This window comes from Streptococcus sp. NSSLK0004 (genome assembly GCF_059039125.1).
On the sequence record NZ_CM180142.1, the window covers coordinates 542,465 to 555,707 of the forward strand.

The window sequence follows — 13,243 nt, forward strand, 5'->3', positions numbered from 1 at the left end:
TTTTGTTAATGGATAAACTTGAATATCCTCGTATTTTTTGATATGCTTGAAAGTAGAGAAGTATGAGTTATCAAATTAGGAGAGTGAAGTGAATTATTCTACAACAACGAAGAAAATAGTGCTAGTATTTTTGGCAATTATTTTATTATTAAGTCTAGTTTTATTTACTACAAGCAAAATAATTGGATATTATGAAACAAAAAATGTTGCAAATTTCATAAAGAAAACAGAGTCAGAGTTACAAAAAAAAGGTGACTTTTATCATGAAAGTCGCTATTCTGGAACCACATACATTTCCACCTATATTCCCAAGGGTGCGGATGGGCAACCCTCGGTATCTGTTAATGAGAAAGTGCAGACTTACTTAAATAAACAGTTTGAATCTAAAAAACAAGAAAAACGTGTAACAAATATTGTTTTTGTGAAAACTACCGTAAAAGAAAGTAATTTTCAAGGAGTTAACCTCCAAAATGTAGAGGCTGTCTCTTATCATGTCGATGGTTTTTCTATTTCTAAAAAGGAGTCGAAGAAACTAGATAGTCAATGGTTAACATCTGACAATCAAGAATTTACGGTTGGAACGTTTTTATCCAATTTAGATTTGGCACGTTCCATTTTTGCGGGGCAGTTAAATCAAGACTTGACTAAAAATGGTCAGGAGCAGTCAACTGTTGAAAATATAGTGAATCAGTTCATTTCTAGTGACATTAGTAGCTATTCTTTTGATTATGCTGATAGTAAGTTGAGCCTGCGGGTTCCAAAAAGTGTATATGGAGTTGAGGAAATCAGTGTTCCGATTACTGCATTTTACAACATTTTACAAAGTTCATATCTATCTGACACAGATAAAGTTGCTTATGATACCTATCAGGAAGAGCAAAAAAAGATAGCAAGTCAAAAGCGGGTATCTCTCACGTTTGATGATGGGCCCAATCGTGCGACAACACCTCGTGTGTTGGACATACTTAAAAAATATGGTGTCAAAGCAACCTTCTTTGTATTGGGTAAAAATGTTGCAGGAAATGAAGATATTTTGAAACGAATGGCTAGTGAAGGGCACGAAGTGGCTAACCATAGTTGGAATCATCCATCTTTAGTAACTCTCTCCTCAGATCAGGTTCGTAAAGAAATTGAAGATACTCAAGTAGCTATCAAGGAAGCAATTGGAGTAGAGCCGACTTTGATGCGTCCGCCGTATGGTGCAGTCAATCAATCGGTCATGACAGTTATCAATATGCCTATCATTTATTGGTCAGTAGATTCGAATGATTGGCAAAGTCGAAATGCAGGAGCTATTCTTTCTCAGGTACAGGGGAACACATATCCAGGAAGCATTATTCTTCTTCATGATATCCATCCTACTACAGTAGAGGCTTTACCAAGTATTCTAGATTACTTGTCCAAAGAAGAGTATACTTTAGTTACAACGACAGAGTTACTGGGAGGCAATCTCAATCCACAACTCATTTACTATGACCAGACTAGTTCTGGTGTCGCAAATTCTTGATATGGATTGAATTTTAAAAAATTATTGTGAAAAATTTGGTTCTGTAGCATACAGAGCCGTTTTTTCTTTTTATCAATTATTACATTCTTCAAGTTATATAATTTTCTTAAAATATTAATTGGTAGTTATTGGTATTTTTAAAAATAGACATTTTTTGTCTATTTTCGTTCCCTTATATACTTTTTAGACTTAAAAAACTTCCCTTGGGAGTTCCAAGAGAAGTTGTAAGTTTATTTTATCTTTGTAATCTTGTAATTTATCATAATCCTAATTACAAAGTCTTTTGAGACATGTTTTGTAGAGGATTATTTCATAGTAGGAAATAGGAGTACATCCCGAATAGTAGTGGTATCTGTCAAGAGCATGCATAGGCGGTCAATTCCGATTCCGAGGCCACCTGTTGGTGGCATACCGTATTCGAGGGCTTCGATGTAGTCGTAGTCAACTCCTGTTGCTTCGTCGTCACCGAGTTCTTTAGCCTTAGCTTGTGCTTCAAAGCGTTCTAATTGGTCGATTGGGTCGTTCAACTCTGTAAAGGCATTTCCGTATTCCTTGGTCATGATGAAGAGCTCGAAACGGTCTGTGAAGCGTGGATCTTCATCGTTTTTCTTAGCCAAAGGTGACACGGCTACTGGATGGCCATAGACAAAAGTGGGTTGGATAAGAGTTGCTTCAACGTATTCTTCAAAGAAGCTGTTGATGATTTGTCCAACTTCTGTATGGTGTTTTTCTACAGGAACCTTGTGCTCAGCTGCAAGAGCTTTTGCTTCCTCGAAGCTCATATCTTGCCAGAAGTCCACGCCAGTTTGCTCCTTAATGGCATCAACCATGTGGATACGTTTGAATGGTTCGTGGATATTGATGACAGTATCCTGATAAGTCACAGGACCGTCACCGACAACAGCCTTGGCGGTGTGTTGGATAATGCCTTCTGTCAAGTCCATGATGTCTTGATAGTCTGCATAGGCTTGGTAAACCTCAATCGAAGTAAACTCAGGGTTGTGGGTTGCATCCATCCCTTCGTTACGGAAGATACGACCGATTTCATAGACACGTTCCATACCGCCGACAATCAAACGTTTAAGGTGGAGTTCTGTCGCGATACGAAGAACCATGTCAATGTTTTGGGCATTGTGGTGAGTGATGAATGGACGAGCCGCAGCACCACCAGCTTCATTATGAAGGACTGGTGTTTCTACTTCTAAGAAGCCAAGTCCGTCAAGGTAACGACGGATTTCTGAGATGATTTTTGAACGTGTCACAAAACGGTCAAAGCTTTCACGGTTGGTAATCAAGTCCAAGTAACGTTTGCGGTAACGGGTTTCAATATCTGTCAAGCCATGGAATTTTTCTGGCAATGGGCGGAGCGCTTTAGACAAGTGAGTCAACTTACGAGCGTGGATAGATAATTCACCAACATTGGTCTTAAAGACATCGCCTTCGACACCGATAAAGTCACCCAGGTCAGCTTTTTTGAAGATTTCATAGTTTTCTTCACCAACATCATCCTTACGGACATAGATTTGGATTTGGCCTTCACGGTCTTGAATATGGGCAAAGCCAGCCTTTCCTTTACCACGTTTGGTCATGATACGACCTGCGATGATAGCTGTTTGTTCCAATTCTTCCAAGTCTTCTTTTGATTTGTCTTCGTATTGAGCTTTCAACTCAGCGGAGTTTGCAGAACGCTCAAAACGTTTTCCGAATGGGTCAATTCCTTGTTCAGCAAGAGCCGTCATTTTCTCACGACGGACAATTTGTTGGTCATTTAATTCTTCAAAATGTTCAGTTGACATAAAATTTTCATTCCTCCAAAGTCTGTTCTTTCTATTTTATCATAGAATAGGGAAAAAATCAGCAAAAAAGAAAGCATGGAACTGCTTTCTTATGTAGCGTTACAATTGATGTGAGACTTCTAGAAGTCAAAAAGAAGATTCCTTGATATGATAAGAGTACCACCACTCACCAAAAAAGGAATCTTCTCATGACTAGTATACCACAAAATCTTCGTTATTTGCCACACACCTTGGAAACACGCTACCACGCTGTTAAAACTTACCGAAATGGAGCCTCTGTCGCCTTCATCTGTCGACGTTACAAAGTTTCAAAAGCTTCTCTCATGCGCTGGAACAAGCGTTTTGATGGCACAAAAGAGTCGCTGAAAGACCGTTCTCATCGCCCTCTAACACCGCATCCAAAGGCGCATACCGAGCAAGAGCTGACCTGGATTAAAAACTGCATCAAAAGAAATCCAAACGCAACCCTCATCGAAATTTTTTACAAACTCAAAACGAATAAGGGATATCATAGACATCCTTGCTCACTCTTTCGAATCTTGAGAAAGCTGAACTTCTTCAAATCCCCTAAAACAAAGAAAAAACCTTATGTACCAAAACCATATGACACTCCGACTAAACTCGGTATCAAGTGGCAGATGGATGTCAAATATGTCCCGACTCACTGCTACACAGGAAAACTACCTGACAAGTTCTACCAGTATACCGTCATTGATGAGGCCAGTCGAGAACGTTTTATATTCCCTTTCAAAGAACAGTCGTCCTACTCAACGGTTCAATTTCTCAAAATGGCTATCAAACACTTTGGATACAAACCAAAAATCATTCAAACGGATAATGGCTTCGAGTTCACTCATTTCAAAGAAACCAAACAAGTTCACCCACTAGACTTATTGTGTCAGGAACTTGGCATTGAGCACAAGCTGATTCGTCCTCGAACACCCAGACATAATGGAAAGGTTGAACGCAGTCATCGAAATGACATTCGACGTTTCTACCAGCACTTGACCTTCTACTCCTATGACGATCTGATCAAGCAGATGAAAACCCATCTTTATCGTTCTAATCGACTCCCTATGCAAACTTTAGGATGGAAATCTCCTATCGATATCAGAAAAGCTTTACTAGGAGCTAGCTCCTAGTAAAGCTTAACAAATAGTTATCTTCAAAATAACATTTTGGGTCTCACATCATTGACAAAGGTACAAAAGAAAGCATGGAACTGCTTTCTTAATGAGATTTGTAGCTAGTATCATTCCAGGTCAATTCAGTAAAGTTTTCAAAATCGGTCGTTTCTAAGATGGTAATTGATGCATTATCTAAGCCGCCACGCTGGCGAAGTAAGGCTGGTGGATAGCCTAGCAAGGTTCGGATGGAAGCTGTTAGAATAGCTCCGTGGCTAACGATGAGAATGGTATGATCTGTCTTATTTATAGACTCCTTTAATGTATTGATAAAACGGTTGGTAGCTTGTGTGACTGTTTCTCCATCAAATATGTCAGCTTGAAATACAGCCACATTATTTTTTAAAGCCTGGTACTGATGTGGATAAATATCACGGAATAATCCAATTTTTGTTCCTTCTAATCGTCCAAAATTCCATTCTCGAAAGCCTAGTTTTGTTTCTACTTTATGGCAATAGTGATTGACTTTAGCAATTTCTGTAGCAGTAATATGTGAGCGCTGTAAGTCGCTAGAGTAGATAGTATCGAAAGGGACATCAGCTAGGTAATTTCCTAATTTTTCTAAATCTTGGTAGGACTCAGGCAAGAGAGCAGAGTCGCCAGAATAGCCTTGAAATCGCCCTTCTAAATTCCACTCAGTTTTACCGTGACGTACAAAATAGATTTTCAAAGCTTATTTTCTCCCTTCAATAATATCTGCAAAATCCGCTTTTACAAAGTCTGCTAATGCTTGGCTGTCAATGCGGATGGAACGACCGATTTCGCCAGCAGAAACAATTAGATGACCAAGTTCTAGAGCAGATTGGTCAATGTAGATTGGGAAATTGTGTTTTTGACGAATACCGATAGGATTATTGGCACCGTGAACATAACCAGTTGTTTTTTCCAAGTCCTTTTGCGGAATCATGCTAACTTTTTTATTGCCAGAAATTTTGGCTAATTTTTTCTCAGACAGGTGTTCTGTAATGGGAACAATTCCAATGATTGGACCTGTTTTATCTCCTGTTAGGGCCAGTGTTTTGTAAATTTCATGTTTTTCGATACCAGGTGGAAGTTGACCGTCAAGGGCATTTAAAACAAGGCTATCATGATTGATCTTAGCCTTGTCTAAAATTTGGTCCACCAAGGTTTTCTTTATTTTAACCTTTTTTGCCATTACTTATATTTTTCCTCTAGTTTGCTCATCCATAATCCCAACCATGCTCCTAAGATGAATAGGACAAGTGCTGCAATCCATGTACCGAAACCTGCACCCGTGTAGGAAATAGATTCCTTATTGCTTGCCTGTGGAATCAAAATCAGAAGAGTCGACGATGAGACGATACCAATGATAAAGTGATAAACACGTGAATGGTAGACTTTGAGAGCATGGTCCATTGCTTTTGAAAATGCGACCATTGCGAGAATTCCACCGAGCGCGATTGGTAAGAAAGTCCCAACTAAATCAAGTGACTTGAAACCATTGAGCATAGGCGTGTAAATCCCTAAAATCAACAGCAGGTTAGATGGACTGAGTCCTGGCACAAGCACACCCAAGGCAATCAAAGCCCCTGCCAATACAAAACTAGTAAAAGTAGCAGGAAGAGTTCCTACAAGATCGCTTAGGTTGTACAGCAGAAGGCCAGAAATGATGAATGTACCAAACAACCAAGCCAAGTCGATACGATCACGCTTGCTTTTTTGAGTAGATTCTTTTAGTAGGCTAGGAATGGTTCCGACGATTGCTCCTGCAAATGCCCATAAAACAGGAACTTGAAAATGTTGCAGGAGAAATTCAACTGGGAAAGAGAAAAGTGCAATTCCCAAAATTCCACCAATTCCTACAGGAACAAAATAAAGAAAGTTTTCTTTAAAATCTTTGCGAATATTTGCTAAAAATCCAATCATTCGTTCATAAATTCCGAGGATAGCAGCAAGCACTCCCCCAGAGACACCAGGTAAGATAAAGCCAAGTGCGATGATCATACCTTTAATTATTCTTGAAATCCAAGAAGCCATGATTTCCTCCAAAATGTATTATAACGTTCCTATTATAGCATAAAGTAAGTAAAAAATAATCAAAAAGACTGCCTGTTAGATTAAATCCGGCAGGCAGCTTTTCTTAAAGAGTGTAAAATTGTGGTCTTGCTTTATAGAGTAAAATAAGCAGAGTACAGGCAATAGCAGTAGAAGGAAGAATATAGCTGATATTGTAGGTAAAGGAATAGAGCCAAATGGGTGTACCAGCGGGTGCATAGTCTGCATAGAAAATAATTCCTGCTAAAAAGTTAGCTAGAAAGCGAATGAAAGCACCTAAAAAACTGGCTAATGCAATAGTAATAGATGCTTGTGTCAATGTATTTTTCTTGTGTAATGTTGGTGCTAGCAAACCAGCAATTCCAACCCCCGCATAAGATAGTGCGTAATCAAGAAAGACTTGGAAAATATTCAAAAAATAGCCACCGTAGAAAAGTTGAATCGTTCCGACAATGCTACCGGAAAGCATCCCTATTCTCACTCCATGTCGCAGAGAAAGGAGTAAAATTGGGAGCATGACTAAGGATACAGATCCCCCTTGAGGCATTGTAAACAGAGGAATTTTATCAAAGACGAGTGCAATGGCAGAAAAAATAGCGACTTCAGCTAGGATAGACAGTTTAGATTTGGACATAAAAAAACTCCTTTTGATTGAATAACAAAGGAGTCTCTATAGATAAAATGCAAGTTATTCTATAAAGCACACAATTCCTACGCTAGTGTTAACTAGATCAGGTTCGAGGATTTCGCAGTTGCGATCTCAGCCGAAGCACTCCTTTGTGTATATGTAGTTAGTGAGATTGTATCATTTTATTCTGGTGTTGTAAATAGTTTTTGATAGACTTCATTAGGATCTTTGAGAGTAGTAATCAAATTTAAGTCCATGTAATTGGCAAAGCCATTAATAGCACCTCGCGAAGTATACTGATGAAGATCATAATCAATATCGGTATTAGGAGCTGCTTCGTAATAACCAGAATCAGTTCCATAGGTTGGAATCCAGACTGCATCAAAATTCTCTGTCGAGATACTGTGTTCTTCCATAAAGTAGGTTCCGATATAAATTCCGATATTCTTAGCTCCTAACTTCAGTAGTTCTTGTCGAAAGGCTTCTACACCTCCATTCATATCTTCCATGGTTTTTTCTTCGACATCCAACCAGTAGAAAGTAGGATTGTATGGAGAAGCAGCATCATAGAATGTTTTTGCTTCGCTCTGCATAGACTCGATACTATTTCCGGTGACGTAGGCATATACTGCTACGGGAATGCCACGCTTTTGGAATTCCTCAATATGCGTTTTATAAGCCTTATCCATTCCATTTTCGTCTGTGGCACTATTGTCTTTCTTAGTGTGAGACCCACTTTGTACGCGGACAATAGCGCCTGATATATTAGCAGAGAGAGTATCGTAGTCAATTTCCTCAGGTCGTTGCCAAGCAGATATATCGATAATCGGCTTCATTTCAAGAGCATTTGTAATATAGATTTGCTCTGCTTGATAAGTGGAAGCGGAAGTTGAAGTTGATGAACTCGATGTACTAGAGCTGATGGTTGTTTGACCATTATTGTTTGTCTCTTGCATCATTCCCCTACTCGTTAGCAGTATTCCTACAAAGAGTAAGAAGAATAATAATAAAAATATGGGCTTTATTTTTTTTCTCATCTCCTCCAGTTTATCGTAAAAGTCTGCAAAAATCAAAAAAATAGTTTATATCTTGACACAAATTAAGTGATAAGCTATGCTTATAGTGAATGGTTAAAGGAGGTAGAGGAGGATGCCATTAAAACGAATGGCGAGGATTGTGATGCTGGCAGCTCTCTGTATCTCTTTGCGTTTTGCTTTTATGTCTTTTCCAAATGTCAAGCCTATATCAGCTATTTTTTTTGTAAGCATGAGTTACTTTCAGCGAATGGATAGTTTGTGGGTAATGTCTTTGACCATGCTTGGAAGCAGTCTGTTGATGGGGTTTGGGGTCGTTGTGCTGTGGCAGATATTGACTTTTGCTATTCTGATGTGTATTTGGAGTTGGTTAATAAAACGACTTTCCCTCTCTATTTTTCTAGAGAGCATTGTAGTAGGTATTTTGATATTTTTCTATGGAGCACTAATTAGTTTACCGTATGTTGTGCAATATCAAATGAATTTTGTTGTGTATTGGCTGAATGGCTTAGCATTTGATATAGCACACGCCGTTTCCACTATTTTATTCTATCCAATTATTTATTCTATCTTTAGGAGGATTTTTACCCATGAAAAAATTAATTAGTAGTATAGCGGTACTGATTTCGACGTTCTTACTTGTAGCTTGTCAACAGGAAGTGAAACAGGAAGAGGAGTATTACACAGCTACCATAACTGTACATTTTTCCGAAGAAGAGACGATAGAAAAAACTGTTACAGTAAAAAAAGGGGCTTCTGTTATGGATGCTTTAGAGGAGTCCTTTACAGTAGAAGAGACCGAAGGATTTATTACGTCTATTGACGGAGTCAGTCAAGATGAGGCAACGAGTACGTATTGGTCTTATGAGGTCAATGGGGAGTTTGCATCTAAAGGGGCAGAGAATCAGTTAGTCTCAGAAAACGATGAAATTGTATTTTCGTTAACAACCTTCAAATAGTAGTCTACCGTAGTTTATATGAAACTACGGTATTTTTTTGGATTTTACTCGTACTTCTCTTGTTTACTTGGAAATAGCTAGGGGATTTCGTCAAAAGTGTGCTATAATGATAACGATACACAAAAAGAGAAGAGGTAGGACAAGTAATATGAAGATTGATAAACGACACTTGTTGAACTATTCGATTCTAATCCCTTATTTAATATTATCAGTTGTGGGATTAATTATCGTTTATTCAACGACTAGTGCTCTGCAGATCCAAAATGGCGGTTCTCCGTTTTCTTTGGTGATTAATCAAGCAGCTTTTTGGATTTTGAGTTTGATAGTTATATGGATTGTTTATCGGATGAAACTTAGCTTTTTGCGGAATAACGGTGTGATTACCATTGTTTTGTGGGTGGAAGCTGGGATGTTAATTGCCTCGCGATTTTTTGCAGCAGTTAACGGTGCGCATGGATGGATTCGGTTAGGTCCTGGAGGGATTATCGGTTTGCAGCCAGCGGAATATCTTAAATTGATTATCGTCTGGTATTTAGCAAATAAATTTTCAAAATTACAAGGAGATGTTCGCGTTTACGATTATCAAGCGTTGACGAAAGGTAGTTGGATTCCAAGGCAGTTTAACGATTGGCGTGTCATTTCGGCTATCTTTCTAGTATTAGTGGGTAGTTTACCAGATCTTGGAAATGCCACTATTATTGCTCTGATAATTGTGATAATGGTAACTGTCAGTGGTATCAGCTATCGTTGGTTTTCAACAGCCTTGGCTGGGATTATTCTTGCGGCGGGGGCCTTGTTGGGGTCCATCAAACTTCTTGGTGTTGACTTAGTATCAAAAATTCCTGTTTTTGGCTATATCGCTCGTCGATTTGCAGCTTACTTTGATCCTTTTGCAGATGCAACAGAGTCGGGGCTACAGCTGACCAATTCTTACTATGCTATGAGCAATGGAGGTTGGTTTGGTTTAGGTTTAGGAAACTCTATTGAGAAGAAGGGGTATTTACCAGAAGCCCATACGGACTTTGCTTTTTCCATAGTGATTGAAGAACTTGGATTTTTGGGTGCTAGTTTGATTCTTGCTATTCTATTTTTCTTAATTCTACGGATTATCGTGGTAGGAATTCGTGCTCGGAATCCATTCAATGCTATGATGTCCTATGGAGTGGCTGGAATGCTTCTGATTCAAACGTTTGTCAATGTCGGAGGGATATCTGGTTTGATTCCTGCAACAGGAGTAACCTTCCCATTTCTTTCTCAAGGAGGAAATAGTTTGTTAATCATTTCCATAGGGATTGCCTTTGTATTAAATATCGATGCAAATGAGAAGCGTGATTTGATTCAAGAAGAGATGGAACAGACCATGTATTAATAGAGCTGAGAGGAGCTATCATGACTATTCATAAATTAGAAAATTACAACAACAAAGAAACCATTCAAGAAGAAGTAGAGATCTTAACCAATCTTCTTCAGGATGTCGCCAAAAAGATGATTTCAGAAGAGACATTCAAAAAGATTATTGAATTGGGTGAGCTCTCAACTAAGGATAATTATCAAGCACTGCTAGCTATTGTTAGCGATCTTTCGACTGAGGAATTGGCTGTTATTTCACGCTATTTCGCAGTCTTACCACTCCTAATCAATATTTCTGAAGATGTAGATTTGGCTTATGAAATTAATCATCAAAATAATATTGGTCAAGATTATTTAGGAAAGCTTTCTACGACTATTGATGTGGTTTCGCAACATGCTCATGCCGCAGAGATTTTGGAACAACTCAATGTTGTTCCCGTTCTTACTGCTCATCCAACTCAAGTTCAACGTCAATCTATGCTAGACCTGACGAAACATATCCATGAATTGCTTCGTCGATACCGTGATGTTAAGCTCGGCTTACTCAATAAAAGTAAGTGGGAAGATGAACTTCGTTTCTATGTAGAGACAATCATGCAGACAGACATGATTCGGGAGAAAAAGCTTAAAGTAACTAACGAAATTACTAACGTTATGGAGTATTACAACAGTTCATTTATTAAGGCTGTAACCAAACTTCAAAGAGAGTATAAGCGTTTGGCTGCTGAGAAAGGTATTGAACTTACTAATCCGCGTCCGATTACTATGGGGATGTGGATTGGAGGAGATCGTGACGGAAATCCTTTTGTCACTGCAGATACCCTTAAACTCTCAGCCTTGACACAATGTGATGTCATCATGAATTATTATGATGAGCAACTATACAAACTCTATCGGAAGTTTTCTCTCTCAACGACCATTATCAATGTCAGTCCAGCAGTCCAAACGTTAGCTGATTTGTCTCAAGATCAATCAGTTTATCGAGAGCATGAGCCTTATCGACGTGCGTTCCACTACATTCAAATGAAACTTGCTAATACTCGTGCTTATCTGATTGAAGATAAAAAATCGGATATTCGTTATGATAATGTATCTGAGTTCAAAGCTGACCTTCTTGCGATTAAATCTTCCTTAATAGAGAATCGTACAGAAGCTTTGATTAAAGGGGATTTTACAGAATTATTGGAAGCAGTGGAAGCTTTTGGATTCTATTTAGCTAGTATTGATATGCGTCAAGATTCTTCCATTCATGAAGCTAGTGTAGCAGAACTTTTGGCTTCGGCAGGTATTGTGGAAAATTACTCTGACCTGTCAGAAAGTGAGAAGTGTCAGATCCTTCTTACGGAGTTAGAAGAGGATCCACGTATTCTCTCTGCGACCAATGCACCCAAATCTGAGCAATTAGAAAAAGAACTGGCAATCTTTGCGACGGCGCGTGAATTGAAAGATAAGTTAGGTGACGAAGTTATCAAACAGCACATTATTTCACATTCAGAAAGTGTGTCTGATTTACTAGAGTTGGCTATCTTACTCAAAGAAGTCGGTTTAGTGGATAAAAATAAAGCGCGAGTACAGATCGTTCCGCTTTTTGAGACAATTGAAGACTTAGATAATGCTTCTGAAACCATGCGCAGTTACTTGAGACTCGACATAGCTAAACGCTGGATTGCTGGCAACAAGGGATATCAGGAAATCATGCTTGGCTATTCAGATTCTAATAAGGATGGGGGCTACTTGTCGTCTGGTTGGACCCTCTATAGAGCTCAAAATGAATTGACTCAAATTGGTCAAGAAGAAGGAGTGAATATCACTTTCTTCCACGGTCGCGGAGGTACAGTAGGCCGTGGTGGTGGACCGTCTTATGACGCGATTACCTCCCAGCCATTTGGTTCAATTAAGGATCGGATTCGACTAACTGAACAAGGTGAAGTTATTGGGAATAAATACGGTAATAAAGATGCTGCTTATTACAACTTAGAAATGCTCGTATCTGCTACACTAGATCGTATGGTAACCCAGATGATCGTTGATCCAAATGAAATTGATGATTACCGTGCCAGTATGGATGAGATTGTGTCAGATAGTTATCAGATCTACCGTGATTTAGTCTTTAATAATCCACATTTCTACGATTACTTCTTTGCAGCGAGTCCGATTCGTGAAGTTTCTAGTCTCAATATTGGCTCTCGCCCAGCTGCTCGCAAGACTATCACAGAAATTGGTGGTTTACGTGCGATTCCATGGGTATTCTCATGGTCACAAAACCGAGTGATGTTACCAGGTTGGTACGGTGTTGGATCAAGTTTCAAACGCTATATTGATAAAAATCCATCAAACTTGACCAAACTTCAGACTATGTATCAAAACTGGCCGTTCTTCCGATCGCTTTTGTCAAATGTGGACATGGTTCTATCCAAGTCCAATATGAACATTGCCTTCGAATATGCTAAGATGTGTGAAGATGAAGAAGTGCGCGCAATTTTCTACACCATTTTGGACGAATGGCAATTGACCAAAAATATGATTTTAGCTATTGAACAGAATGAGGAACTACTCGCAGAATTGCCATTCCTTAAAGCCAGTCTAGACTACCGTATGCCTTATTTCAATGTGCTCAACTATATTCAGATTGAATTGATTAACCGTCTCCGTCGTGGTGAACTCAGTAAGGAACAGGAAAGTCTCATCCACATTACTATTAATGGTGTGGCGACAGGTCTGCGAAACTCAGGTTAATACCAATGCAAAACAACTTCTTCGGAGGTTGTT

Annotated in this window: 12 protein-coding genes and 1 riboswitch; of the genes, 6 read left to right on the top strand and 6 right to left on the bottom strand. The window is 38.9% G+C overall.

Features of this window, described 5'->3' with window-relative positions:
• Positions 1 to 88: 88 nt before the first annotated feature.
• Positions 89 to 1,507, top strand: a complete 1,419-nt coding sequence (locus AC4CS8_RS02950) for a polysaccharide deacetylase family protein (RefSeq protein ID WP_493893469.1) — start codon at positions 89 to 91, stop codon at positions 1,505 to 1,507.
• Positions 1,508 to 1,812: 305 nt separating this feature from the next.
• On the opposite strand, the gene lysS is transcribed toward AC4CS8_RS02950, so the two are convergent.
• Positions 1,813 to 3,303 carry a lysine--tRNA ligase gene (gene lysS, locus AC4CS8_RS02955; RefSeq protein ID WP_493893470.1) on the bottom strand — a complete coding sequence of 497 codons (1,491 nt, stop codon included), beginning with the start codon at positions 3,301 to 3,303 and terminating at the stop codon, positions 1,813 to 1,815.
• A gap of 188 nt (positions 3,304 to 3,491) precedes the next feature.
• Here lysS and AC4CS8_RS02960 point away from each other — a divergent pair, with 188 nt between their 5' ends.
• The gene (locus AC4CS8_RS02960; protein ID WP_493893471.1) at positions 3,492 to 4,445 is read left to right on the top strand and encodes a DDE-type integrase/transposase/recombinase; all 954 of its coding nucleotides are present in this window, start codon (positions 3,492 to 3,494) and stop codon (positions 4,443 to 4,445) included.
• Positions 4,446 to 4,533: 88 nt separating this feature from the next.
• On the opposite strand, the gene AC4CS8_RS02965 is transcribed toward AC4CS8_RS02960, so the two are convergent.
• From AC4CS8_RS02965 to AC4CS8_RS02985, 5 genes are all read right to left on the bottom strand, one after another.
• A complete protein-coding gene (locus AC4CS8_RS02965; protein ID WP_493893472.1) occupies positions 4,534 to 5,157 on the bottom strand; it encodes a histidine phosphatase family protein in 624 nt (207 codons plus the stop codon).
• 3 nt (positions 5,158 to 5,160) lie between these two features.
• Positions 5,161 to 5,643, bottom strand: coding sequence for an aminoacyl-tRNA deacylase (locus AC4CS8_RS02970; RefSeq protein ID WP_493893473.1), 483 nt, complete (start codon positions 5,641 to 5,643; stop codon positions 5,161 to 5,163).
• Complete coding sequence (locus tag AC4CS8_RS02975) at positions 5,643 to 6,485, bottom strand: DUF368 domain-containing protein (protein ID WP_493893474.1); 843 nt, start codon at positions 6,483 to 6,485, stop codon at positions 5,643 to 5,645. The genes AC4CS8_RS02970 and AC4CS8_RS02975 overlap by 1 nt, the downstream gene beginning before the upstream one ends.
• A 103-nt stretch (positions 6,486 to 6,588) precedes the next feature.
• On the bottom strand, positions 6,589 to 7,137 hold the full coding sequence (gene thiT, locus AC4CS8_RS02980) for an energy-coupled thiamine transporter ThiT (protein WP_493893475.1): 549 nt from the start codon (positions 7,135 to 7,137) through the stop codon (positions 6,589 to 6,591).
• Between the two features lie 57 nt (positions 7,138 to 7,194).
• Positions 7,195 to 7,290: riboswitch (TPP riboswitch) on the bottom strand.
• 23 nt (positions 7,291 to 7,313) lie between these two features.
• Positions 7,314 to 8,168, bottom strand: coding sequence for a glycoside hydrolase family 25 protein (locus tag AC4CS8_RS02985; RefSeq protein WP_493893476.1), 855 nt, complete (start codon positions 8,166 to 8,168; stop codon positions 7,314 to 7,316).
• Between the two features lie 112 nt (positions 8,169 to 8,280).
• On the opposite strand from AC4CS8_RS02985, the gene AC4CS8_RS02990 reads away from it, so the two are divergent.
• From AC4CS8_RS02990 to ppc, 4 genes are all read left to right on the top strand, one after another.
• Positions 8,281 to 8,772, top strand: a complete 492-nt coding sequence (locus tag AC4CS8_RS02990; RefSeq protein ID WP_493893477.1) for a hypothetical protein — start codon at positions 8,281 to 8,283, stop codon at positions 8,770 to 8,772.
• Positions 8,756 to 9,124, top strand: a complete 369-nt coding sequence (locus AC4CS8_RS02995; protein WP_493893478.1) for a DUF4430 domain-containing protein — start codon at positions 8,756 to 8,758, stop codon at positions 9,122 to 9,124. Before AC4CS8_RS02990 ends, AC4CS8_RS02995 begins: the two co-directional genes overlap by 17 nt.
• Before the next feature lie 148 nt (positions 9,125 to 9,272).
• Positions 9,273 to 10,493: a cell division peptidoglycan polymerase FtsW gene (gene ftsW, locus AC4CS8_RS03000; RefSeq protein WP_493893479.1), complete on the top strand. Its 1,221-nt coding sequence runs from the start codon at positions 9,273 to 9,275 to the stop codon at positions 10,491 to 10,493.
• Positions 10,494 to 10,513: 20 nt separating this feature from the next.
• The gene (gene ppc / locus AC4CS8_RS03005) at positions 10,514 to 13,210 is read left to right on the top strand and encodes a phosphoenolpyruvate carboxylase (protein WP_493893480.1); all 2,697 of its coding nucleotides are present in this window, start codon (positions 10,514 to 10,516) and stop codon (positions 13,208 to 13,210) included.
• Positions 13,211 to 13,243 lie beyond the last annotated feature (33 nt).

What these genes read in the sequence shown, in the direction of transcription:
- AC4CS8_RS02960 (WP_493893471.1), top strand. Translation starts at nt 3,492, where the DNA reads ATGACTAGTATACCACAAAATCTTCGTTATTTGCCACACACCTTGGAA.
- AC4CS8_RS02990 (WP_493893477.1), top strand. Translation starts at nt 8,281, where the DNA reads ATGCCATTAAAACGAATGGCGAGGATTGTGATGCTGGCAGCTCTCTGT.
- ftsW (WP_493893479.1), top strand. Translation starts at nt 9,273, where the DNA reads ATGAAGATTGATAAACGACACTTGTTGAACTATTCGATTCTAATCCCT.
- AC4CS8_RS02970 (WP_493893473.1), bottom strand. Translation starts at nt 5,643, where the DNA reads ATGGCAAAAAAGGTTAAAATAAAGAAAACCTTGGTGGACCAAATTTTA.
- AC4CS8_RS02975 (WP_493893474.1), bottom strand. Translation starts at nt 6,485, where the DNA reads ATGGCTTCTTGGATTTCAAGAATAATTAAAGGTATGATCATCGCACTT.
- lysS (WP_493893470.1), bottom strand. Translation starts at nt 3,303, where the DNA reads ATGTCAACTGAACATTTTGAAGAATTAAATGACCAACAAATTGTCCGT.
- AC4CS8_RS02985 (WP_493893476.1), bottom strand. Translation starts at nt 8,168, where the DNA reads ATGAGAAAAAAAATAAAGCCCATATTTTTATTATTATTCTTCTTACTC.
- AC4CS8_RS02995 (WP_493893478.1), top strand. Translation starts at nt 8,756, where the DNA reads ATGAAAAAATTAATTAGTAGTATAGCGGTACTGATTTCGACGTTCTTA.
- thiT (WP_493893475.1), bottom strand. Translation starts at nt 7,137, where the DNA reads ATGTCCAAATCTAAACTGTCTATCCTAGCTGAAGTCGCTATTTTTTCT.
- ppc (WP_493893480.1), top strand. Translation starts at nt 10,514, where the DNA reads ATGACTATTCATAAATTAGAAAATTACAACAACAAAGAAACCATTCAA.